The sequence below is a fragment of the Psychrobacter sp. Sarcosine-3u-12 genome, from assembly GCF_002836005.1.
GTDB classification, from domain to species: domain Bacteria; phylum Pseudomonadota; class Gammaproteobacteria; order Pseudomonadales; family Moraxellaceae; genus Psychrobacter; species Psychrobacter okhotskensis.
The window spans coordinates 198,837-221,991 of record NZ_PJBY01000110.1; the positions used below are offsets into that span (position 1 = coordinate 198,837).

18 protein-coding genes are annotated in these 23,155 nt (G+C 38.5%); 10 read left to right on the plus strand and 8 right to left on the minus strand.

Features of this window, described 5'->3' with window-relative positions; all coding sequences use genetic code 11:
• Positions 1-227: 227 nt before the first annotated feature.
• The gene (locus CXF65_RS14325; RefSeq protein ID WP_101212737.1) at positions 228-467 is read right to left on the minus strand and encodes an EexN family lipoprotein; all 240 of its coding nucleotides are present in this window, start codon (positions 465-467) and stop codon (positions 228-230) included.
• A gap of 546 nt (positions 468-1,013) precedes the next feature.
• Between CXF65_RS14325 and CXF65_RS14330 the strand changes: the two genes are divergently transcribed.
• The 4 genes from CXF65_RS14330 to CXF65_RS14340 all read left to right on the plus strand — a co-directional run bounded on the left by CXF65_RS14330 (position 1,014) and on the right by CXF65_RS14340 (position 3,162).
• Positions 1,014-1,427, plus strand: a complete 414-nt coding sequence (locus CXF65_RS14330) for a WG repeat-containing protein (protein WP_227523289.1) — start codon at positions 1,014-1,016, stop codon at positions 1,425-1,427.
• A gap of 19 nt (positions 1,428-1,446) precedes the next feature.
• Positions 1,447-1,569 (plus strand): hypothetical protein, encoded by a 123-nt coding sequence (locus tag CXF65_RS15235; protein ID WP_264754744.1) that lies wholly within the window; start codon positions 1,447-1,449, stop codon positions 1,567-1,569.
• A 279-nt stretch (positions 1,570-1,848) separates the two neighbouring features.
• A complete protein-coding gene (locus CXF65_RS14335) occupies positions 1,849-2,601 on the plus strand; it encodes a hypothetical protein (protein ID WP_101212739.1) in 753 nt (250 codons plus the stop codon).
• A gap of 300 nt (positions 2,602-2,901) precedes the next feature.
• A complete protein-coding gene (locus CXF65_RS14340) occupies positions 2,902-3,162 on the plus strand; it encodes a hypothetical protein (protein ID WP_101212741.1) in 261 nt (86 codons plus the stop codon).
• Positions 3,163-3,344: 182 nt separating this feature from the next.
• Here the strand turns inward: CXF65_RS14340 and CXF65_RS14345 are convergent, their stop codons facing one another.
• The 7 genes from CXF65_RS14345 to CXF65_RS14375 all read right to left on the minus strand — a co-directional run bounded on the left by CXF65_RS14345 (position 3,345) and on the right by CXF65_RS14375 (position 13,311).
• Positions 3,345-4,067: a hypothetical protein gene (locus CXF65_RS14345; RefSeq protein WP_157824083.1), complete on the minus strand. Its 723-nt coding sequence runs from the start codon at positions 4,065-4,067 to the stop codon at positions 3,345-3,347.
• 78 nt (positions 4,068-4,145) lie between these two features.
• A complete protein-coding gene (locus CXF65_RS14350; RefSeq protein WP_101212746.1) occupies positions 4,146-5,084 on the minus strand; it encodes a hypothetical protein in 939 nt (312 codons plus the stop codon).
• Positions 5,084-6,295 (minus strand): hypothetical protein, encoded by a 1,212-nt coding sequence (locus CXF65_RS14355; protein ID WP_101212748.1) that lies wholly within the window; start codon positions 6,293-6,295, stop codon positions 5,084-5,086. Before CXF65_RS14355 ends, CXF65_RS14350 begins: the two co-directional genes overlap by 1 nt.
• Positions 6,296-6,297: 2 nt before the next feature.
• The gene (locus CXF65_RS14360) at positions 6,298-7,119 is read right to left on the minus strand and encodes a DNA topoisomerase (protein ID WP_101212750.1); all 822 of its coding nucleotides are present in this window, start codon (positions 7,117-7,119) and stop codon (positions 6,298-6,300) included.
• Positions 7,116-10,964 (minus strand): AAA domain-containing protein, encoded by a 3,849-nt coding sequence (locus CXF65_RS14365; protein ID WP_101212752.1) that lies wholly within the window; start codon positions 10,962-10,964, stop codon positions 7,116-7,118. Before CXF65_RS14365 ends, CXF65_RS14360 begins: the two co-directional genes overlap by 4 nt.
• Positions 10,961-12,751, minus strand: a complete 1,791-nt coding sequence (locus CXF65_RS14370; protein ID WP_101212754.1) for a hypothetical protein — start codon at positions 12,749-12,751, stop codon at positions 10,961-10,963. The genes CXF65_RS14365 and CXF65_RS14370 overlap by 4 nt, the downstream gene beginning before the upstream one ends.
• 83 nt (positions 12,752-12,834) lie before the next feature.
• Complete coding sequence (locus CXF65_RS14375; protein ID WP_101212756.1) at positions 12,835-13,311, minus strand: hypothetical protein; 477 nt, start codon at positions 13,309-13,311, stop codon at positions 12,835-12,837.
• Positions 13,312-13,474: 163 nt separating this feature from the next.
• Here CXF65_RS14375 and CXF65_RS14380 point away from each other — a divergent pair, with 163 nt between their 5' ends.
• The 6 genes from CXF65_RS14380 to CXF65_RS14405 all read left to right on the plus strand — a co-directional run bounded on the left by CXF65_RS14380 (position 13,475) and on the right by CXF65_RS14405 (position 23,114).
• Positions 13,475-14,638 (plus strand): type IIL restriction-modification enzyme MmeI, encoded by a 1,164-nt coding sequence (locus tag CXF65_RS14380; protein ID WP_101212758.1) that lies wholly within the window; start codon positions 13,475-13,477, stop codon positions 14,636-14,638.
• An 88-nt stretch (positions 14,639-14,726) separates the two neighbouring features.
• Positions 14,727-15,992: a tyrosine-type recombinase/integrase gene (locus CXF65_RS14385; protein ID WP_101212760.1), complete on the plus strand. Its 1,266-nt coding sequence runs from the start codon at positions 14,727-14,729 to the stop codon at positions 15,990-15,992.
• Positions 15,985-17,712: a site-specific integrase gene (locus CXF65_RS14390; RefSeq protein WP_101212762.1), complete on the plus strand. Its 1,728-nt coding sequence runs from the start codon at positions 15,985-15,987 to the stop codon at positions 17,710-17,712. The genes CXF65_RS14385 and CXF65_RS14390 overlap by 8 nt, the downstream gene beginning before the upstream one ends.
• A complete protein-coding gene (locus CXF65_RS14395) occupies positions 17,709-19,739 on the plus strand; it encodes a hypothetical protein (RefSeq protein WP_101212764.1) in 2,031 nt (676 codons plus the stop codon). The genes CXF65_RS14390 and CXF65_RS14395 overlap by 4 nt, the downstream gene beginning before the upstream one ends.
• Positions 19,720-20,169 carry a hypothetical protein gene (locus CXF65_RS14400; protein WP_101212766.1) on the plus strand — a complete coding sequence of 150 codons (450 nt, stop codon included), beginning with the start codon at positions 19,720-19,722 and terminating at the stop codon, positions 20,167-20,169. Before CXF65_RS14395 ends, CXF65_RS14400 begins: the two co-directional genes overlap by 20 nt.
• 158 nt (positions 20,170-20,327) lie before the next feature.
• On the plus strand, positions 20,328-23,114 hold the full coding sequence (locus CXF65_RS14405; protein WP_101212768.1) for a DNA methyltransferase: 2,787 nt from the start codon (positions 20,328-20,330) through the stop codon (positions 23,112-23,114).
• Positions 23,115-23,155: the final 41 nt, after the last annotated feature.

A 23,155-nucleotide genomic window follows, 5' to 3' on the forward strand; every position in this document is an offset into this window, starting at 1 on the left:
TGAGTATAAGTTTAAAAACCTACTTTATTTATTCAACTAATATTTGATTTACAGCGTATAAATTCACTAGGATTTTTGACTTCAGGCTTACTTATCATTTTCAATACGAATATCAAAGTTTACTACTTTGAATATAGCTAAGTACTTCTAAAAACCGTATCGAAATTAGCTTATATAGTTTTTTGATATTTGTATTTTTTAGCTAACTGATGTTAACTTGAGGTTTGTTACTGTCTTATCCTCGAAGCAATACTACTAATAGAGACTGACGTAGCATTTTTGCAGTTTTGAGCTAAAGTACCCTTCAACTCATAACCCTTCTCTCTCTCCAACTCACATTTTTCTTTCATCTTTCTCACTTCATCTGGATTTTCATTGTAGTAGCTTACACTCCTTACTTTCTCTTCGCATGCGGTTAACGTAAAAACTAAAGTACTGAGTACAGCTAGCATTTTAAATACTTTCATTTGCTTTCCTTTGTAATTTGAAGTGGCAAACTCTGTTAGCCAGAAATTGTGTATAAATTATAAGTGGCTAAACGTATTATTTTTAACAATCCGACGAACGGTAGTTAAATAACGAAAATATTTAGCTACCGTTCGTCGGATAGCTTTCCAGAAGTGATATTTTTGTGTTATGTGGCAAATGTAAATTAAAACATTCGTTTAATTCAAATTTTTAAGTACTCACTTGTATGATTTAATGCAAAACGCTTTAGAAAAAAAACTTAACTTGTCTAACCTCTAGAATAAAAGCAAACAAAATATTGCTATTATTAATTATTTTTGAGAAATTAGGGGATAACTAGCATGTTGCGAACGAAACTATTAACGCTGTCAATAATCACAGCTTTTGCTCTCAGTGGTTGCAGTAACAATGATGCTACATCTGATGAAACTAATATCGTAACTACTGATAACGTAGTCGAATAAACCGAAGTACCAGTAGGACCAGTAACCATATTAGAAGATGAGACAAAGCCTGAAGTTACTACTGATCTAGTTCACTAAGCTATAGTCAATGGCGAGTACTCAGAACAATGCAGCTTTAAGGAGGAAGCAGGCAACGTAGCCGTAAAAGCAGAATATGACTTTTGCGGCAGTTTTAATGAAGAGATGGCATACCTTAAGAACAACTCAAATAAAAATTCTGAAGGCGCTTATATGATTGGGTATATCAATAGCTTAGGTGAGCTTGTCATACCAGTAGATATCGCAGCAGATTATGGCTGGTTCTTAGATGCTAGAGACTTCTCTGAAGGATTGGTGGCAGTGTTAAAAAAAGATAAGTGGGGCTATATGGATAAAGAAGGTAATACAGTGATTCTTTTTACATACGAGACAGCTTTGGACTTCTCTAGCGGTTTAGCTACAGTGTTAAAAGATTATAAATACCTCAGGCAATGTCGTCATCGAACCCAAATATGATCATGTCTATATCGATCCTATGGGCGACTCACCTGATGTGATTGGTGGTTACTTTGAAAACGGTACTATCGATGTCTATCAAAATGCTGATAATGAAAAAGTGACAACTATTATTATTGAGAAAAAGGGTAAAGAGTCTTGAACTTAAGAATTACGATTACTTATCAGACGTACTTGAAGAGAGCTACAACTAACTAAGCAATAGAAAATAGTGTCTTTTTCTAAAGCTAAAATCAAAACTTATCAAAAAAAGTTTCATATTTTTATCTTATTCACCTGAAGACCTCTGTTTTAGAGACTTAGCTAGAATTACCGTTCGTCGGATCACTAATTTCAGGAGTAAATCAGCCATTATAATTTCAAAGGTAAGTCGAGTCTCACTACTTATTATTCATCACTTATAATATTAGGTAAGTTTTCAATGCAAGCCAATCGAATTTTATCTTTATTTGCCTTGAGTAGCCTAGTTGCTCTGACAGGTTGCTCTGAAAAAACACCAGTAGAGGAAACCACAGAAGTCGCTACTTCTGAGGCAGTAGCTTCCACAGAAACAGTTACGGCTGAATCAACAGCTATTACTGAGCCTGTAGCAGAAGTGGAAGTCGTCGAAGTGGTAGATGAAAACCCGCCTAAATTTACTCAGATTACTGATTATATTGCCGTAGAACTTAATAAAAATTGGAACTGGAGTACTCTTTCTGGTTTACCCGGAGTCGAAAGCTGGCTTAATGAAACTCCAGTTCAAGATAGATATTCACCCGAAGGTTTTAATTATTATATGAATGGTAGTTTGAAAAACTATGGAGGTATCTTTGTTCAAGGTACAGAAACAGAGCCCAATGCTATAACTTTTGGTTCTGACGAAGGTAAGGTTAATGCAGATTATGAGCTTGATGATTTTTTTAGAATAAGCGAGTTGACTCGTGTGACTTCGGACTGTGATGTCAATGATGAAGATTCGTTTTCAAGACAATTTTATAAATGGGAGCAAGAAGGACAAGAACCACTCTACATTTATGTAATCAGAGATTCATCAGCTGCTGTTTTAAGTACTGATTATGGAATCGCAAAAAATTTAAATGATTTCTATAAACCTGAGTATGTCAATCCCCTTGCCTATCTGAGAAGCCGAAATAACGAAATCGACAATACCGTCTGTTCTTTCGACGTTTAATTCTCACTAAATATAATAAAAAATCATTAGGATAAATTATGAAAGTAAATAAAACACTATCGATCTTGGCTATTGGAAGTCTTATGACTTTATCTGGCTGCGCTGAAAGTCAAACAATGGGCAGACAGTACCTTAGGAAAAGGAGCGCTGAGTCTAGTTGATAGCTTTGCTACAGGCGTACAAAAAGGGATTGATAAAAACTTTCCAAGCAGCGTAGATAAAACAATCACTTCATCAAACAATGCTAAAACTGCTACTGTTACGTTCACTAAATCATCAAATGCTATCACAAGTAACGATATGGTTTACTTGCTTGGTTGGATGGAAGATGCCTGCACCGGAGAGAATCCCGCTCATAATGGAGTTAGAAAAGACTACAACGCTTTTATTGATAGCTTTTATGCTAGTAACGAATATAACTACTTCGTTAAACCAAGAGCACAGTGGTTACCTGAGTATCGCGACGTGATTAAAGAAATTAAATACAGCGATGGTAGTAACATTGAAATAGGTGGTCATGCGGGCGAGTATAAAGTTATATTCAAAGAAGGGGTCAAATGAAGATATGAGTGCATCTTATACGCCTCAAGACAGAACTATTCAATGCTACTTAACATGATTTAAAAGTTATTGGTTTTATGTAAATTAATACCTATCTGTGCTTTGCGGCCTGAGCTAAATTCAGGCCGCAAAGCGTTATGCTTAGCTCAAAGAATTAGGAAGTTTCTTAACGATATCATTCGTCAGATTTTATGAGAAATAAACCAAAATAACCAAGGAAACCATTCGGCTGCTAATGGCATACCTTCTAAGGCTAGGATATAGTCCGAAAACTGTTCATCTAGTTTAGTCGTCAATGAAGGCTCTTCATAAGTACGCGCTTTAATTAAGGCTATACCCACTTCAAGTTGCACTGCATTGTAATCGTGCCAGCCATTCTCCTGCTTATGATAATTAAAATCGCTTTGCCAACGGCTGAGGGTATTACTAAAACCAAAGTGACATTGAAACATGATATAAATATCTAGCGTCTTGGCACATGGTATCTTTGGTAGCAGACGATATAATTCTAATAACCGATTATAATCTACTCTATGTTGAGTTTGCGTCAATATTGCACGCAGTCCTGTGTTCAGTAGATTAGGATACTCTCGCAGACAAGTGCGAGCGGTTAAAGAAGCAGCCAGTGACAGAGTAGCAGACGCTATTGCGTTTATTAATTTGCTTACTTCTTTAAACTCATTTTGATAGTATACAACCGATTGCGTTTCAAGCGATAAAGCGATCCATTCTGAAAAAATAGCGACCTCTTTTGAAGTATATATCAGGTCAGCATTCCCAGTATCATTGTCGCTATATTCTGTTTGCGTCAATAGTGATAGCTGCTCAATACACTCATCGGCCGTATAATCCCAATCAAAAAACACACCGTCCTTGTTCTTGGGAGTTAAAACTATATTAGACATAACTCACTTCAACCTTATCCATACTTAGTTTCATTCAGCTTACCCCTGCCTTATTGATTTAAGTAGTGGTCTATTCATCTAAGTGCTGACCAGAAACCACTCTCTTCGTGCGGATGGCAGATGGCACACAAAATTTGCGCTTGTGGTATTTGCCTGTAAAAATATCACCTTGCTATCCAAAGCCTCAACTGCCACAAAGTACCCTTGTTTGATCAGGGTAACTTCGGACAAATTATTATTCTCTGATTTTGGCAGCATATAAGCACCCTTGCTACCCCCTGCCAAATATACTGCGCCCTTGAAGGTGTCACAGCCAAACCAAGGAATATCTGGCATATTCATAGCGATTACAAATATGTTGTTAGATTGTTGGCGTAATATCAAACCTAAATTTGACACCGCCAGCAGTTGACCATTAGCATAGGTGACATCATTGATAGGTGTGTCTGATGTAATTGAGAGGTCAAACGTCATAGCATGCCATTGTTTATTTTCATACTGCATTAGCTGGCAGCCATACCCCATTAAGAAATAATCACCATTTACTTCTTTAAATCTGATGGGGCGCTTTATACCGGCATAACTGGTAAAACTTTGTCCATCATAATGAATCAACGTACCCTCAAAGGTTGCTATCCATAAGTCACTATCTTCACCAATGATACAAGCGGGCGTTTGCTCTGTTATCCTCTGATAAGACCATTTTAATGCGTACGCTTGAGTTTCCAGCTTTTCATACAAGTTACTACCATTTAACTTAGATTTAGAACTATATAAATGCCCCATCATATCCACCGCCCAAATCGTGCCCAGTGAGGATACGGTTATGTCTGCTAAGGTGACGTTTGTAGTAAGCAAAGTAGTTTTATAAGAATACTCATTATTTAAAGTAACTTTTTTGATAGCGGCGGGCGGCATAACGTGCATATCGTCATTTTCGTAGGACTGCAAGCAGATAATGCCGCCACCTTGAATGAGCACCTTGTTTACTGTGATATAGTCAAAATCATTACTCATTATAAGAACTCAATATACTCATTTTCCGAGCTTTCTAAGTTAGGTAGCTTTGTTACGATATCAGGCATCGCTGTAGGAAACGCTGCTAATATCGGCACAGACTTATTTGAAGACAGTGGATGTTGTAATAGCTCTTGTTTTATACAAGCAGCAAGCACCTCTGCTTCTTTTTTAAGATACAGTCGGGGTGAGCTATTTATTGCTCGTTTTACACGAACGGTAGTAAAAAAATCAATCAATGCGATCTCTATTTCTTCCGACCACGCTAAAAGGGTTGGCTCACGTCGTTGTGTTATAAATCTTCGAGCTATGATGATAAGCTGAATGGTTAAAAATCGACATTCAGTACCTCTAGTCTGACTATCTTCTACCCAAAAGCTTAATGCGCTTTCTCTGATAAGCCCTGTCAAATAAAAGGCAAAAGATATATTTTTTCCGCGGTGAATTTTTTGTTGTGGTAAATTATTGGCGTGGGCAGATTGGTTATAATTGTTAAATGGTTTAATAAGCTTCAACACTTCATATCTTACGCTATGATAATCCATTAAACTCTTGGGTATGGCTTCTAAATCATAACCCCTATCCATATTACCTTCAATTATATAATCAGCTAATAAATTAAGCGTTACTAGCATACCTTGTTTATGCGCGACCTTGAGAGTTTGCAAGGCATCAGTGTCATATAATCTAGCGGCAGTCCTGATTTGCTTTTGTTGGTCGGTATCGTATTTTTCACGGCTCATACCAGCGGTCAATATCACATGTATACCGTTATCAAATATAAGTAAATCCTGAGGATAGTGAACTGGGTTTACCTTCCGCCCTAATGACACTGCCCAATGACCACTGGCTGTGAGGTATTCATGTAAAGGCAGCTCTGCTTCATCAAAGGCAGTTTTATTAGAGATGCTGAACGTAACATCAACTAGCGCCTTTGTCATTATACTGACGGTACTACGATGCGCCTTAGCGTCCTCAACTTTACGTGCGTTGATTCTCCTAAATAAATCGTAATAAAGAAGCTGTAATAGTTTATTGCGAAGTGCGGGCGGTAAATTAGCCCAGCCAATCCTTGCGACCAGTGTTAACAGCAAACTTAAATCATTGGGATTAAAGCTAAGTAATAATTGTTCAATCAACGTCAATATAGCTTGTGCACGCTTGATGTCTTTTTTTGAGCCGCTTGTACGGGGATAAGTAATATAGCCCACGACTATGACTGCTTATTATTGCGTTCAATGGCTATTTTTCCGATAGCCGCATTATCGATGCCCGCTTGGTCTTCATGAGCGTCTATATCGGATGCTTGATACAAATCGTCAGGATTGGTCCAGCTTAGATACTGCAAAGACTCGCTCTCCTCTTTACCATATAGCCTCTCAAATACTGCAAAGATAGGCATATCTGGTGGTATTTCACCGGATTCAACTTTGCTTAGTTGCGATATAAAGTGACTGTTCCAATCTAAGGTGGCCACATCGCCCAAGTGTTTTTGCAACACTGCATAGGTCTCACGCCCCTGCTCGGTCATCTCTACTTTATCGCCTTCTTTTACTATATTTATCAGCTCACTGTCATGCATTAGAGTTTCAATCACAGATGCCGCTGTAGATGGACGACCCACCTCAAAGATATCCATATTTTGTAATAGATGGGTGAGTGATAAGGCTTCGGAATCATCCTGTAAAGATAGCTTCATAATAAAGTCGCCATTTTCAATAGCTTTAATATCTTCTTCTGACAAACAGCTCGATTGCTCATTGTTACCACTATTGAAAAGTGCGCCCAAAGGCGTACCTAGCCAGCCTTTTTCTAAAGCCATATTAGTTTGCAGGTCGATAAAAAGATTATCTTTCCCTTCTGCCATCTCAAGTTCAAGCTGTATCTTTTGGCGCATAAATTGAGCAGCACCGAAGTCCTCGCTGTCTTGCATCTCTTTAATGAGTGTAAATAGTTTGCGCTCATCATCCTTGTGAATATGAGCTAATGCATCTTCATCTATAATAGAGATATCATCGTGGGCGCTATTTGTCATGAATTCCCCTCATAAAGCTGCTGTAATATGCGCATGGTTGTTGCGGGCGTCATGCGGTACTTTTGCCAAGCTAATGACATAATCTCAAGCGTTGAGCGGCTAAAAGGCTCATACTCAACTATATCTCTTTGAATATCAACCAGTGTGTATTTTTCACTATTTGCTGTGATAGGTTTACCCGTTTCTTCAATGCGCTCTGCTACCATCTTTAGATAGTAATCGGGCACGTTTGCCACCTGTCCCATCACTTCACGCCCATTCACTATTAATTTAACTTTTAAAGTAGTGGATTTATGCTGTTTTACGCTTGCTTCATGCTGAGCTATCAAATCCAATATCACCGCCTTTACTCGCCCCATACCTTGACGACCAGCATGTCCATAGGGTAAATGCTCTTTTAGCAACGTCCACATATACTGTGCCAACCAACGGTCGATAACCTGCCGGGCAACCTCAGCGGACACCATATTTTGATCGATCTGTCTTGAATTATTAAGCGCCTCACGTACCCCATCTTCAGTTATTGATCGTAATGCCACCCGTTCAAATTTCTCTATAAGCTGTGGCGCACGCTGTTTGATAGCATGATACAGATGCCAAGCTATTGCCTCACCAACATTATCGTCATCAGTTGCTACATAAATCTTTTTGATTTGTGGACCTTGCTCTAAAATCACCTTCAGCGTGTCTTCCCCATTGGGCAGTAGCTCATATTGGGGTCGTAGCTGCTTGCTTGCCACCTCTACCGAGGCATCTTCAAGATCTATATTGGTAATAGCACCACCTGTGGCATATACAATATAGTCACTTTTTAATATTTTTTGAAGTGATTTTAGCTTACCCGGCGCTTCGACGACAAATAGATAATTTGGGAAAAGACGTATACCAAAGTTAGCCATGTACCAGCCTAGATAATGTATAGAGTTGGTTGTTTGAAAATCTTTGTTTCCAATAACTTCAGGACTGTCCAATTTATATAATGTCGGTGATAAAAAGGCAATAAATGACTGTTTGGCACGAGAGACTGCCACGTTTAAAAGGTAAGGTTGATCTTCAAAAAATAAGGTTTCGCCATCATCATGAGACTGTACGCCAGAGTAGATAATAATATCTTTTTCGGCACCTTGTAGCGTATGAATGGTATCGATAATGGTCTCTACAATCTCTTGTTCTGGAATGACTATACCTTGAGCTTTATTTTCAGCAATTAAAGCTTGTCGTATAGCAAGTGGTTGCTTATTAAATGGCGTAATAATAGCCACCATATCCTGCAAGCGTGGGACTCTACCTTTCTTTTCCAATAGCTCTTGCCACCGTTTATAACTTTCCAACACTAACTGCGCAATCATTTCAGCTTCATCTTTATTTTGCTTAGACGAACCACCGTCCCCTTTGCTAGAAGACCCTGTTGACTCTACATAGGCCATTGCAGGCAACCCTTCATCTTTACGGTCTTTATCTAAAGGTGGAATATAAAACAGCTTTTCTTCATATACTAAGCGATTGCAGTAGTCGATAATATTTTTATAACAGCGATAATGCCCTCGCAACATAAAGCCTTTGCTTTGGTAGTTTAAACTAGAGCTCTCCTGTACCACATGCAAAAAGCTACCATGCGACACTGAGAATTGCTCTTTAAACAGTGTGGCGATCTGCTTTGATGAATATCCATGTTTTAGCCAAATTAGATATTCATCAAACGGTGAGACATCTGACTTTGTATTAATCACAGGTGCTAATTGCGATACATCACCAACAGAAATTAAACGCTTGGTCAAAGATGCTAATGGCAGTGCACTCATAATAGTTGCTTGTCCCGATTCATCAGTGATGAGTAAGTCGATGCCTCCATACACATAATCTGTTTGAGTCGCTCCCTGCGGATAGCTTTTAATCTTTAGTAAAGCTGGCAGACGATTGGTGGTTGAGATAATGACAGGCGTTATCATACATACACGCCGCAAACCTGCGATTATATTGTCTTCGGTACGTGAAAAGTGCAAATTAGAGGCTTGATCAATAATAAATTGACCTTCCCAATAACGAGCAGCCAAATGAAACAGCTGGGTGCGGTACTCTAAATCAATACATTGCTCGATCAACAAGTTTAGCGCTGCTCGACGCAATACAAGTGGATAATATTCAGACTCAATAGCTTCATCACGTATCATTTCACGGCATACTTTTTCATAAACCTTTACGTCATCATGTTTATAAAGTTTAATTAAGTCTTCACGAGTATTTTTAAAAGCTGGCAGATGATGTTCTTCTTGATGTAACGGAAATACTTTATCCAAATCAGCATTGTCCGAGAAAAGTTGCTCTTTGGCGCTGTGCAATGCATCTGCCATTTCAAGATAAGTATAAGACAGTAAATGATGCAAATCATCGACGACTTGCTGTACATCAGTTGGTGCTGGTAGAGCTTGTTGACTAAAAAATACTCTAGCCTTTTTTAGATAATAAATGGCTAACTTATCATTGGCATGCAAGTCGTTAAGCTGCGCCCCTACATTTTTCCACTCAAAATTATACGGCTTGTCTTGTCCCACGATACTTAGAATTGGAATTTGCTCTTTTTCTTTGTGACTTAACTTTTTTTCAGCGTCTTGTGAGGCGAAAAAACTGCCGTAGGTTGGGCAATCTGGAATCCAGCGCTGATATTCAAGCAAACACTCATCATTATCATCTTGCACTACATCAGGAAAGGCTGAGGTGACATTTTTTACTGATTGATTAGTTGCACCGCTTGCCACGATGATAGGACATGGCTCTTTGAGCAGTGCCGCTTTTACCACATAATGTGCAACCACTGCTTTGAGCATTGAGGTCTTACCACTGCCTGGTGGACCATTGACCGCCAACACTCGACCATAGCTATTATTATTGTCATAATTGAGGTCTAAACAAGCAGCAGCTATTGACGCATGACGCTGAGTATTGTCTAAAGGGAAAAGTTCACGACTATTGGCTAGCGTAATTCTTTGCTGTCTGCTTGATAAGTCTGACTGCTCTGTTTGACTATTTTTTGGTTGATCATTACTTTTTTGGATGTCCATATGACCTAACAAGTACGGCATATTCGGATTATAGCTATCCTTAGCTGTAGTCAACAATGAGTCATACAAATGCTGCTCCGTAAAGTCTAATGCTTGAGGATTCACCGAATCAAAATCATAAACCGATAGTAGTTTAGGCAAAGCAGTATGATTATAAGCTTGAGCGCCATCAGATAATAAACCCTCATATAACTGTATCAATTGCTTCTTAGGGCCATCATCGGGCTTTTCGACCAAAGACAACTGAAGATAAATCTCTTGATCTTTTAATTGCTTTTGTAATTTTTCTTGTATCTCCTTTAGCGAAGAGACATTGCAACTTTTGTAAAAAAACTGACAGGCTTCTTCAAACCAAGTTTGTGCTGTGCCAACACAAACAAAGCATGTGAGTGATTCTGTTGATAAAGGTGTATCGTTTAGCTGTATTTTAGGTGTGTCATGATTATGCTCTCCTAAATAGTATTCTGCATTTAATGAGATACCCTCTGCAATATTGGGTAATAAATGCAGGCACTGCGGGTTTTTTTGAGGTATATCGAGAGTGACTGGTATTGCCAATAACACATAGCCTTTTTTGGCTCCTCGTTTGACAAACTCTACTAACACATAATAGCGTTGATCTCGCTTAAAAGAAGAGTCATTGCTTAATACTATTTCTTGACTGAGCATGGTTGACCAAGACTCTAGATCTTTAGGAAGTGGTAACCTATTACGTCTGGCCTCGTTAAGCTTAGTCAATGAGTCAAAACTCATTTGCTTATAAAACACTTGTAGCGTTTGGCTCATCTTATGCTCGCTGAAATAAGTTCTTTGACATTAATGTATTGTTTATTTTGTTTAATACGTATTTTATATCGATATTTATCTAGATCAGGAATACCGCTTAATTGACTACTCCAATCTGTAAAATCAACGGTATCTTCACTCCCAACGATAGAAAATCGATACTTTTCTTTAGAGCCATTAGAGCCTAACTTCTCATAAAATTCCGCGAGGACATATCTACTCTCATCAGCACCATGCGTTAACTCAACACTACTATACAGACGATCAGCACATAAAAAAGTTGCCGCTTTGGTTCCAAACATTGGGAACTTAATTGATTTAAAAGCGATATTTAGCTTAACCTCAGAGCTGAGCGCCTTAAAACCCGATCGAACTAATAAAGATTTAGGAATAATTACTAATAGATCAGCATATTGATTACTTATTTTAGCGGCGCAGTGGTTATGAAAGGCATAGATATCCTCCTTGTATTTATTTTTATCATATCTATCAAGATCAACCACATACTCAGGCCGATTGTCATAGCGGCTCCAAGATTCAATAATCGTACATTCGCTCTTATAACTAACCCCATTCTCAAGGCCAACAAAGAAGTTTGAATTTATGCATTCAATGTGCCAAAGCTTTTCTTTCCAAGGCTTATCCAAGGCCTCTCGTGTGATATGTAAACCAAAAATAACCTCTGAATGAATCTTATAAATCCCGTGTTTTATCAGTTCACTTGTGGGCAACAGCACTCTATCATGTGGCGGTTTTATGGTTTCTAGTAATGCCATACCTTCATTATCTACAGAGGTCATTGTTATACAGCGAAATTGCTCGTTGTAGTCATTTTTTGATGCTACGGGTACTTTAAAGTTACACCACTTATCTTTTATCTGGTAGGTTAAACATACAGAAACGGACTGCCCTGCTTGAAAGGAGCCAATACCTTTATTCATAAATTTGAGTTCGTACGAAAAAACAGTGACTAAGAGACTGATGCCATCGATTAATGTTGTTTCAAACTGGTAAAGTTCACTTTTTCCTGTGTCTTTAATACCGATAAACGTCAGCTTTGCTTTGGGTTGGTTGTACTTATTCATCAGTGCTTGATGGTCTAAGGTTAGTGAGATATTTGCTTTTTTTTGCTGATCATCTACTGTTAGCGTCGCGCTAATACGAGCCTCTTCATTAACGTTACAAATACCTTCCTTCTCTAATAAACTAGACCATATCTCAACAGGCAAATAAGTATCTTCAACTTTGTATCTAGCAATATAAGGTGCTTTTGGATGCGGACTTTTTTTAATTATGGATGTCAGATCACCTTTATCAATATTATTAGGATACTTAGTTTGCCAATCTTTAATAAAAAAACCGTTATTATTGTGCCCAAACGTCACTATGACTTGGCTATTATGAAATATACGATATTCAAAATTGGAGATCATACTTTTAGGTAATGTTATATCGCGATTACCTTCGTTTTCGCTCACTTTATGGCTCAACTTAACGCAACCGTTTTCTAGCAGTTTGCAATGGCAATAGTATTGCATCTCTGAACTTTGATGCTGGTGTTTAGATAAAGGCAATAGATGATTCACGTAACCTTTACCGTCTACTAGATTAACGCTCGCCCAATAACTAATCCCTGTAATTAGTGGCGTATAAAAATGGTCACTTGTTACTTTGCTTTTAGCAAAATGCACCTGACATGGCTCACCATTATGTTCGAACTCAGCAAAATAATTACCATTATTACTTTGATTGAGTACTAGCTTCTTCAGTATCTCATTCTTTGACAACTTTGGCCTCCCTTGGCTACTTTAAGAGTGTCATAAAAGATATGGCTCGTAAAATTATAATTGTAAAAACTTAAGATAAATATTTATTCTAATTCAGGATATAAAATTTTGGTCAATCTATATAGCTCATCTTCTGCATCTGAACCCTTGGGATCAGGGTTTGGATAGAGAGCCGCGATAAGAACTAATCTTGGAAACTGCAAATATTGTTCAAACACTCTCACCAGCTCTTTTCTTAGAAAATCAGACCAAAGATCAATAATTTCTGCTAACGTATGAGAGTTTTGCGTCGCATAGGTAAACAGATCCGCGTTAAGACAGTAATCCATACGAAAAGCAGCTGCAATAGAATCATGCAGCCACTGCAAAGTTCTATGATCAAAACTTGTAAGCTCATCACGTAAGTCGCTCAGTTCTGTGCGAACATCGACGACTTGCTCAGCTTTAAGATGCTTATTGGTGGCAAAATCAATGATTATACGTAACGCTTCCCCATAGCTGTCATGTTGAATCTTTGCAATACGAGTAGAATCACCCTGAAACTTAGTACCAACTATCATCATTGACCCCTTTTAATAAGCTTGTAGCGTATTGACTACATAAGCAATAAAATACTATATCCACTCTATTCAGAACATCTAAGACTTCAAATACGATAAGATAGCGCTATAATTGCACATTAGCCTGCTTATTTACACCCGTAATTCATCTACAGAGACAACCATGGCATTTAACCAAACCCAGTTTTTTGAAGATTTAGAAAAATTAACCACTAAAGTCATTGATAAGAATAAAAAAGAAGACTTTATATACGATTTTCTAACGCTGCTAGATGTCTCAAAATCTACTATTACCTCTCTTAAAAAGAATGACGGTCGTTTTAACGTCGCAGCCAATCCCGAGGCTGGCGAGGTTGCCAATAAGCATCGTATCTACTTTAAGCCTGTAGATGAAGATCAAGACCTTGCTAAAGCACTAAGTGAGGTGATAAGCAGCCCAATCATCAATCAGCACAAAATCCGCATGGTAATGGTAACGGACTTCAACACCGTACTGATTAACGATACTAAATATGATGAGACACTCGACTGCGACTTTACCGATCTTTATAAGAACTACCACTTCCTATTGCCACTTGCCGGCCTAGAGCGTGCGCGTGAGTACTCAGAGCACCCTGCTGATGTCCAAGCGTCTGAAAAGATGGGACGCTTGTTTGACCATATCCGTAAGCTCAATGAATTTAATACTGCTGATGACTTGCATGCGCTCAATATATTTTTAACGCGACTACTATTCTGTTTTTATGCCGAAGATACCGGTATCTTTAAAGCAGATCAGTTCTATGACGTGATTGATAGAACCACCAATATAGATGGCAGTGACGTCGATAGCGTCTTGTATGAGCTGTTTGAAGTTCTCGATTTACCTGAGTCTAGCCCAGGGCGTCATGCCAAGCCCACTCATCTAAGTGCATTCCCCTATGTAAACGGTAGCTTATTCGAATATCAGTTTGCCATTCCGGAGTTTGATGCGCGGACACGCCGTATCTTGCTAGAGTGCGCACGTTTGAGCTGGGCCGAGATTAACCCTGATATTTTCGGCTCCATGTTTCAAGCAGTGATCGACCCTGAGCAGCGTGGCAGCTTAGGACAGCATTACACCAGTGTTAGCAATATCATGAAGGTCATACAGCCGCTATTCTTAGATGAGCTACGTACAGAGCTAGACACGGTGATAGCGCTGAGTCATGACAATCGCCATAAGAATAATAAAGCTGAGCGTTTAGATGCCCTGCTTACCCGTATTAGCCAAATCAAAGTATTTGACCCAGCTTGCGGTAAACGTTACATAGGTACTTTTAATAACACATCATACATGATAACCTAGTGACATAATGATGACTTAATACATAGATATCATTATTTGATTATTAGTACATTACTTCTAATGATGATCTGGTATTAAGGAAATAAAAGTGGCTAGCCTAGAATTTATCAATTACCAACCTCGCTCAATTCAAGTCAAGAATAATTCTATATCCTGGAATAAACTCAAAATTAAAAGCATCAACAGACTGCCTCAAATAGTTTGGGAAGATAACTCAACTTGGGCAGAAGCAAACTTATGGGCTTTAGAACAGGCGACTTCTTCTAAGCGTAGTATAAAGACTGTAAGATCTAATATGTCTCACCTACTGGCTTATGCAAAATGGTTAGAGGCTGAATCAATTGATTGGTGGCATTTTCCTGAGAGAGAGAATGAACGATGCCTAATTCGATTTAGAGGCGCACTAATACAAGCTAGAAACTTAGGTGAGTTAGCCCCTAGTACGACATCTCAAAGAATGTCGTCAGTCATCCGATATTATAAATGGGTAAAAGAGAAAGGTTTAATTTCTCCAGATTGGCCTATGTGGCAAGATAAATTCGTAGGAATTAAGATCACGAACGGATTTGGATTAGAGCACACTTTACGTGTATCTAGTACAGATCTAGCTATTCCGAATCGCAAAGTAGCAGGGTCTATTGACCTTGAAGATGGGCTATTACCCGTATCAGCTTTAGGTATGAAAGAAATTTTAACCTTGGCTGATGAACGGGCTTCTGAGGAATTTGCTTTGATGTTAAGAATAGGTTTTTTCACAGGTTTGCGACTTGGCTCAATTACTGACTTAAAAGTATCTACCCTTCAAAATGCCACTCTTATCCCAAATGTTGGGTTGAACACCCTATCTGTAGGACCTGGCGCTAGACCGCCAGTAGCCACAAAGTTTGATGTAACAGGTTCAGTTCCAATACCAAAAGAGTTGGTTGATACTCTGTTAGATTACGCTATGAGTACGAGGCGTTTAAAGCGTCAAGCCCTAGCGTCTCATGAAGATCAGGATATTCTGTTCTTAACTAGATATGGCAACACATATAGCGGTGATAATAGTCGTGCAGTAAATGTTGAGATGTCTCGTTTTCGCAGTATAGGAAAGGATTGTGGTGTAAAGGTATTAAGAGGCTTTCATTTTCATAGAACTCGTGCCACGTATGCTACCGAGCTAATGAAATTAGCTCTAAAATTCATGCCCGTTAGTGAGTCTATTCAGTTCGTCAGAGAAGCATGTCTCCATAAGGATGAAATCACAACTATGAAGTACATTAAGTTCATTGAAAACAACAAAGCAATGAAAGAAGTATCTGATGCATTTACCCAAGCTTTTATGGGATTAATAGAGAGCCATAAAAATGTCTGAATTAGATCTTACCTTTAAAGGTTTAGCATTAGGTACTCATGAAACACCTTGGGATTTGCAAGTCTTGTTATATAGAGGGGCTACAAGTGTTAGACGTGATGTAGTAATCCAAGCTATCAGTGATGGTAAATTTGGAGATATAGTTCAAGACAGGCTGCCTTTCATTATAAGGTTGCATGAAGTTTTAAATTCTTATGTTAGTAAAGGAAGTTCTCAACAAACTCTGCGTACATATTTAGAACGTATATGGTCATTCTATAGTTGGATAGATATTACTGATATGCCTTCTACAGAGAAGGCTATCATACCTACCTTTAAAGCTTGGACTGAGCATTTACTAAATAGAGTTAAGGTTAATAAAGATATCGCTCAAATGACGGCATATAAAAGAGCCTCAATGATAGCAAATTTAATCGCCAAAGCTTTAGACCTACCAGGTGCTAAGCCTGGGCACAGTCTTATGCTTACAACGAGGCTCAAAAGACCAAAAAAATCCACTAAGGTTTTGAACACAAAAGCTGATAAGCAGAATTTAGTAGACACCTTTGAGTTTGGACATACATTAACTACCATTTGTAATCATTTAGACATTAAAACTGTGCGCGGCAGTTTACCTATAGAAATCTTACTCAATGAAAATAAGTCCTTAACGGTCGCTGGCAATTTAGCTGATCCTTACTTAGATGTTGAAACAATAAAAAATAGTAGTACAAAGAAAGCGGCTATCATTGCGCGACAACCATTAGCAGAGAGCATCAGTCTTTTAGATACTCATAAAAGGTCATCAATTCTAAATCTCCGAATTGAATCAGAGTTACTAATATTCATAGCACAAACTGGGATGAACCTATCTCAAGCAGTAGCTTTAAGCAAAAGCACTTACAGATGGCAGTCTGATGGAGAGGACTATGAAGTTTTTCGAGTCTATAAGGGTCGCAGAGAGGGTGAAGCCATTTTTCGCTGTTATAAAGCGTATCGTGACCACCTACAGAGATACTTAGATTGGCTGGATGAGACAGAGTTAAGTCAAAACGATGAAAGGCTATTCCCAATGATAAGCCGAGGCATGATTCGTACCAAAACATCTAAGGTAAGCATCAGCACTCTCAAGAACTTGCTCAAAAAGCATAACCTTCTATTTATTAACCCTACTCAATTGCGCAATACACGTATCAACTGGTTATTAAGGCAAACAAATGACTTAAATCTCACAGCAGAGCAAATGGGTCATACAACAGAAGTGTTGCTGAAAGACTATATGCGCCCTCATCATCAAAGAGCATCAAGTGAAATTATAGAGTTTCATAACTTGGTAGACCCCGCTCAATTAGCGCCTGGTCCAGGACTGTGCGTAGACTCACATCAACCTAAGCAAGTAGTTAATTTCCCAGAAAATGCACCTGAGCCTGACTGTATAAGTCCAGAAGGCTGCCTGTTTTGTGAGAAACATAGGGATGTAATGAGTTCAGAATATTGTTGGAAACTGGCATCACACTTACAACTCAAAAGACTTGAAACTAATCTCTATAAACCATCTGAACATAACCATATCCACCCAGGTAACCTTGTAATGGATAGAATCACATCAAAGCTCAAAGCCATTTCTGATGGTAGTGAGATCCGAAATACATGGGTGGAAGATGCTCAAAACTCTATTCGCTCAGGTAAGTACCATCCTGCTTGGGATGGCTATATAAGACTATTGGAGGTTATGGTATGAATATATCAAACCTTCCAGGATTACAAATTGCTGCTTCATTTATTGAGGCAGATTCACCTAACTTCCGTCCTAATTGCTGGCCTCCTTCGTCTGACTTTCCTGTTGTTGTTGACACAGATGGTAGTGTCATTTCACGGTACGGTGATGCTCGATGGGATTTTTCAATTTGGCAGGGTAGTAATTTAAAGATTTACTTTGGCGATGGGCACGGGCAAGGTTATAAACTTAGTCAAGATAACGCCAATTTATTACGACAAATTGTCGCTTGGTGGCTTTGGGGTTATGCAGCAGTAACTAACCCAAGATCTCTAGTTTCTAAGTTTGCAACAATAAAGCCCGTATTTGTAATTTGCTCACAACATAACATTAGTGCCTCTCAGCTGTCTGACTTTCCAGACATAATTAAAGAAATAGCCTCTAATCCTACGATTAAAGAAAAACATCTAATTACTTACCTCAACGATCTTATGTTTGTATCAAAAGAACTTGGGTTTACTATTCTTGATGAAAAGGGTATGGAAGTCTTTATCAGCGCAATAGTTAAACGCGATAAGGTTCAAACAGCTTACATCCCTACTAGATTATGGCACTATCAGGTAACGCGATTGAAAGAATGCTTAGATGACTTTATAGCACATAGAGAAAAGATAGAAGAATGTTATAAGTTTTGCTTGGAGGCTTATGCTAATAATGCTGATGGCAAGCTTTCAAGCACATTTGACGGGTTGGCAGAGAAGTCGCCTTTCAATCGTAATAGGCATATAGGCAAGAGAAAGTCAGGCCAGATATTCTATGGTGGTTTTGATAATATAGCTAAGAGATTTGAAATAGATACTTTGCTAAAAAAATGGAGCAATGCTAACGAGGTGTATGGTGTCAGAGCGCTTTCAAGCTATATGAGCTTAATTAGCTTTGTAGGGTTGGCTTATACACTTAACTTCTCTCTAATGCGTGTCGAAGAAGGCAATAGGCTAAGAGCTGACTGTTTTGAAGTTGAAGTAGACCCATTAGGCACTGATATTTATTTAATAAGAGGAGCTACCACTAAGACTCTTGAAGATAGCAATGCTCGTTGGATAGTATCTCCAAGTGTGAAGACAGCTATTGACGCTATGGTTAGTATTGCATCTTTAAGAATGCTAGCTGCTCAAGAAAACCCTTATGTAAACTTACCTAAAGAGTTTATAGATAATCCTGTTTTACAATGCACTTCACATGAACCTTGGGTGCCTAAAAGAGTATCTCAAAATAAAAACCTGTTCAGAAATTCACGTAAGTATAACGAAGCCTTAAAGATATGGCCTAAGTTATTCGATGAAAATGAACTTCGGATAACTGAAACAGATCTAGAAATGGCTAATAGACTTACAAGTGGCTTAGATCCAGAAAAATATTCGGTTGGTAAAGTCTGGCCTTTAGCATGGCATCAATTAAGACGTACAGGAGCCGTCAATATGCTTGCAAGTGGGCTTGTTTCAGAGTTCTCAGTACAGTACCAGCTAAAGCATGCTAGTCGAGCTATGAGCCAGTATTACGGTCAGAATTATTATAAGTTAAAAGAACCCTTAAATGATGAAGCTCGTAGTTTTTATTTACGTGAAATGTACGAGTCTATAGTCAGAGACCTTAAAGAACTACAAGCTGACCATTACATCTCTCCACACACTGAAAAACGAAAAGAACAGCTATTGTCTGAGATATCAGAAAAAGATCATAAGCAGCTTTTAGCGGCTGCTAAATCTGGCAAGGTAAGCTACCGTGAGACGTTTCTTGGTGGTTGTGCCAATTTAGGACCACCCTGTCCTCTAGGTGGAATAAGCAATATTAGCTCTTGTATGGGCTTTGGTGATGAAAAGCCATGTAAGTCTGCATTGATAGATAAAGAAAAGTTACCAATGATCAATCAGCTAAAAGATGTGCTAAATAGCCAAATAAGTGTTGTTGAAATTGGAACACCACTACATGAGTCTCTACAAGCCCAACTAGAATCAGCGGAGCGAGCCATTCATGTCATTCATAGAAGCTAAACCAAAGGTCAAAGAAAGAGTATTGAGCAAGGCGGAAATAAGGTTCTTGGAAGCATTTGAACGCTTAAAATCTAATAAGCCAGAAATCTTACCTAAAGGAACTATTGTAAGTCAGAATAACGTTGCTAAAGAAGCAGGTGTGAATCCATCGGCCTTACGGAGTTCTCGATATCCTGAGCTATCCCAACAAATTCAAAAATGGATAGAAGACCACAAGGAAGATCCCGTCCAGAAGTCTTCAAGACAAATGATGCTTGCTCAGAGATCAAAAAATAGAGCATTAAGGGAGCAAGTCACTTCGTTACAAGAACAAAGAGATAAAGCCCTATCAATGTTAGTAGAGACTCAGCGTGAAATTGTTGATTTAACGTTGGAAAATGAACGATTGAAAGCCCGCTTACCAGCAATTGATGTATCGAGAATGTCATAAGTAAATATTTTTCACTCACTGGGCGCAAGAGAAAGGAGTGATGTGAGAGAGCTTTATTCAATGCAGTAAGCCTGACCTAAGATTATACATTCTGTTTAAATAAGCTAGATAAAATCTATAACAACACATCAACCGATAATCAATAATTAGAGATCACAATGGCATTTAATCAAACTCAGTTTTTTGAAGACTTAGAGAAACTAACCACTAAAACGGTAAATAAAGATAAAAAAGATGACTTTATTTATGAGTTCCTAGCACTTTTGGACGTTTCGAAAGCTACTATCACCTCGCTTAAGAAAAGTGACAGTCGTTATAACGTAGCAGCCAGTCCTGAAACTGGCGAGGTAGCCAATAAGCAGCGCATCTACTTTAAGCCCGTGAGTGTGGGTCAAGACCTGAATAAAACCCTAAATGAATTAAAAAACAGCCCGACTATTAGCCAGCACAAAATCCGTATGATCATGGTGACAGACTTTGATACCGTACTGGTTAATGACACAAGATTCGATGAAACTCTTGATTGTGACTTTACTGATCTCTATAAGAACTATAATTTTCTGCTACCGCTTGCTGGGCTAGAACGCGCCCGTGAATATTCTGAACACCCTGCGGATGTACAAGCATCTGAGAAAATGGGGCGCTTATTTGATCATATTCGCAAATATAATGAGTTTGATACCGCTGACGATATACATGCACTAAATATATTTTTGACTCGTCTTTTATTCTGCTTATATGCCGAAGATACAGGCATATTTGCGCCAAATCAGTTCCACGACCTTATTGACTCAACCACAAATATAGATGGTAATGATGTTGATAGTGTGCTGTTTGATCTATTTGAGGTTCTTGACCTGCATGAGTCTAGTATAGAGCGTAAAACTAAACCTACGCACCTCACGGCATTTCCTTATGTAAACGGCAGTTTGTTTGAGTACCCATTTGCCATCCCTATATTTAATGCTCGTACTCGCCGTATTTTGCTAGAGTGCTCACGATTGAATTGGGCTGAGATTAACCCAGATATTTTCGGGTCAATGTTTCAAGCAGTGATTGATCCTGAGCAGCGTGGCAGTTTAGGACAGCATTACACCAGTGTCAGTAATATTATGAAAGTAATTCAACCTTTGTTCTTAGATGAGCTACGAGGGGAGCTGGATTCTGTAATAGAGCTTAGTAATGATAATCGTCATAAAAACAATAAGGCTGAGCGTTTAAGTGCCTTGCTTGAGCGTATTAGTAAAATTAAAAATCTCGACAGTTGTGCAGGTTCAGGCAATTTTTTGATCATTGCCTATAAAGAATTGCGTAAACTTGAGATTGATATATTAAAAGCGCAGCGCGACTTAATGAAAGGGGCTAAAGATAATTTATTAGGGCTATCTTTTGATAGCGTAGTCAGTTTGAATAACTTCTATGGTATTGAATATGACGATTTTGCATGTCAAATTGCTCGATTGTCATTATGGTTAGCTGAGCATCAAATGAATGTCCTGTTTGAGCAAGAGCTGGGGTTCTCTCAACCAATGTTACCCTTAAAAGATAGCGGTCATATCATTCATGGTAATAGTCTACGCCTTGATTGGAATGATGTATGTCCTAATAACGGCAGTGATGAGATTTATATCATTGGTAATCCGCCTTTTGGAGGCTGGGGGAATCGGTTGGATGAACAAACAGAAGATATGACCAAGGTGTTTAACGGGTTTGATAAATTCAAATTTCTCGACTATGTAGCCTCTTGGTTTTGGAAAGGTTCACAGTATATCGCCAACTCTAATGCTGAACTAGCATTAGTATCAACCAACTCGATTGCTCAGGGTGAGCAAGTAGCAATGCTTTTTCCGCATATATTTGAGCTAGGTATAGATATTAGTTTTGCTTATCAAAGCTTTCCTTGGAGTAATAATGCTAAGCATAATGCTGGTGTACACGTTGTAATTATAGGTCTAACTCCAAAAAAATATGACCGAAAATTAATTCATAAACTTATAGACGGCACATGGCATGTCGAAGAAACAAAGTTAATTAGTGCATACCTTGTTGCTGGAAGCAAAACTATAGTCTCGAGTCGCAGGAATCCTTTCAGTAAAATACCAAGCATTACAGTCGGTAGCGCCCCTAAAGATGGAGGTCATTTGATATTATCAACTGATGAAAAAAAAGAACTAATAGAGGGCTATCCTGAATTAACAAAATATATCAAAAAGTTTGTTGGCTCAGATGAATTTCTACACTCAAAAGAAAGATGGTGCCTATGGTTAAAAGATGAGCGACTAGAGTTTTTACAAGACATTCATCCAATCAATGAGCGACTAAAGTTAGTTTCTCAAATGAGGTCAGATAGTAAAAAAAAGGCAACTCAAAAACTTGCGCTTACGCCTCATCTTTTTGGTGAAGACAGGCATCCCTCTACAGGTACGTTCATTATCGCACCAATGGTATCTTCGGAGAGAAGGAAGTTTATTCCTTTTGATATAGCTTCAAGTGAAGATACTATAGCTTCTAATCTAGTTTCTATAATTCCAAACGCTGATCTTTATACCCTTGGTGTTATAAGTTCAACTGCGCATCTTGATTGGATGCGCTTAGTGGGAAGTAGATTGGAAAGCCGTTATAGATATTCAGGAACCCTTGTTTATAATACTTTTCCTTTCCCCGAAGTAACTGATAAGCAGAAACAGCAAATAGAACAATTAGCGGAAGAAATTCTGTTAGCTCGTGCTAGTAATGTTGGCATGACACTAGCTGAGCTTTATGATCCAGATAAGATGCCAGTCGATCTAAAAGAGGCACACGCCAATCTTGATGATGCTGTAGACAAGCTATACCGCACACAAGGATTTTCTAATACGGAGGATCGATTAGCACACCTATTAGCTCGCTATGAAAATCTTGTTACAGCAGAAAAACAGGTTAAAACTAAAAAGAAAAAAACCTAAACCAATATTTCTTATTTTATCTTTTCTGGAGTGAATATCGG

Excerpts from the sequence above, each read along its gene's own strand:
- CXF65_RS14375 (WP_101212756.1), bottom strand. The coding sequence starts at position 13,311 with ATGATAGTTGGTACTAAGTTTCAGGGTGATTCTACTCGTATTGCAAAG.
- CXF65_RS14325 (WP_101212737.1), bottom strand. The coding sequence starts at position 467 with ATGAAAGTATTTAAAATGCTAGCTGTACTCAGTACTTTAGTTTTTACG.
- CXF65_RS14365 (WP_101212752.1), bottom strand. The coding sequence starts at position 10,964 with ATGAGCCAAACGCTACAAGTGTTTTATAAGCAAATGAGTTTTGACTCA.
- CXF65_RS14400 (WP_101212766.1), top strand. The coding sequence starts at position 19,720 with ATGTCATTCATAGAAGCTAAACCAAAGGTCAAAGAAAGAGTATTGAGC.
- CXF65_RS14335 (WP_101212739.1), top strand. The coding sequence starts at position 1,849 with ATGCAAGCCAATCGAATTTTATCTTTATTTGCCTTGAGTAGCCTAGTT.
- CXF65_RS14350 (WP_101212746.1), bottom strand. The coding sequence starts at position 5,084 with ATGAGTAATGATTTTGACTATATCACAGTAAACAAGGTGCTCATTCAA.
- CXF65_RS14380 (WP_101212758.1), top strand. The coding sequence starts at position 13,475 with ATGGCATTTAACCAAACCCAGTTTTTTGAAGATTTAGAAAAATTAACC.
- CXF65_RS14395 (WP_101212764.1), top strand. The coding sequence starts at position 17,709 with ATGAATATATCAAACCTTCCAGGATTACAAATTGCTGCTTCATTTATT.
- CXF65_RS14340 (WP_101212741.1), top strand. The coding sequence starts at position 2,902 with ATGGTTTACTTGCTTGGTTGGATGGAAGATGCCTGCACCGGAGAGAAT.
- CXF65_RS14345 (WP_157824083.1), bottom strand. The coding sequence starts at position 4,067 with ATGTCTAATATAGTTTTAACTCCCAAGAACAAGGACGGTGTGTTTTTT.
- CXF65_RS14390 (WP_101212762.1), top strand. The coding sequence starts at position 15,985 with ATGTCTGAATTAGATCTTACCTTTAAAGGTTTAGCATTAGGTACTCAT.
- CXF65_RS14405 (WP_101212768.1), top strand. The coding sequence starts at position 20,328 with ATGGCATTTAATCAAACTCAGTTTTTTGAAGACTTAGAGAAACTAACC.
- CXF65_RS15235 (WP_264754744.1), top strand. The coding sequence starts at position 1,447 with ATGGGCGACTCACCTGATGTGATTGGTGGTTACTTTGAAAACGGTACT.
- CXF65_RS14360 (WP_101212750.1), bottom strand. The coding sequence starts at position 7,119 with ATGACAAATAGCGCCCACGATGATATCTCTATTATAGATGAAGATGCA.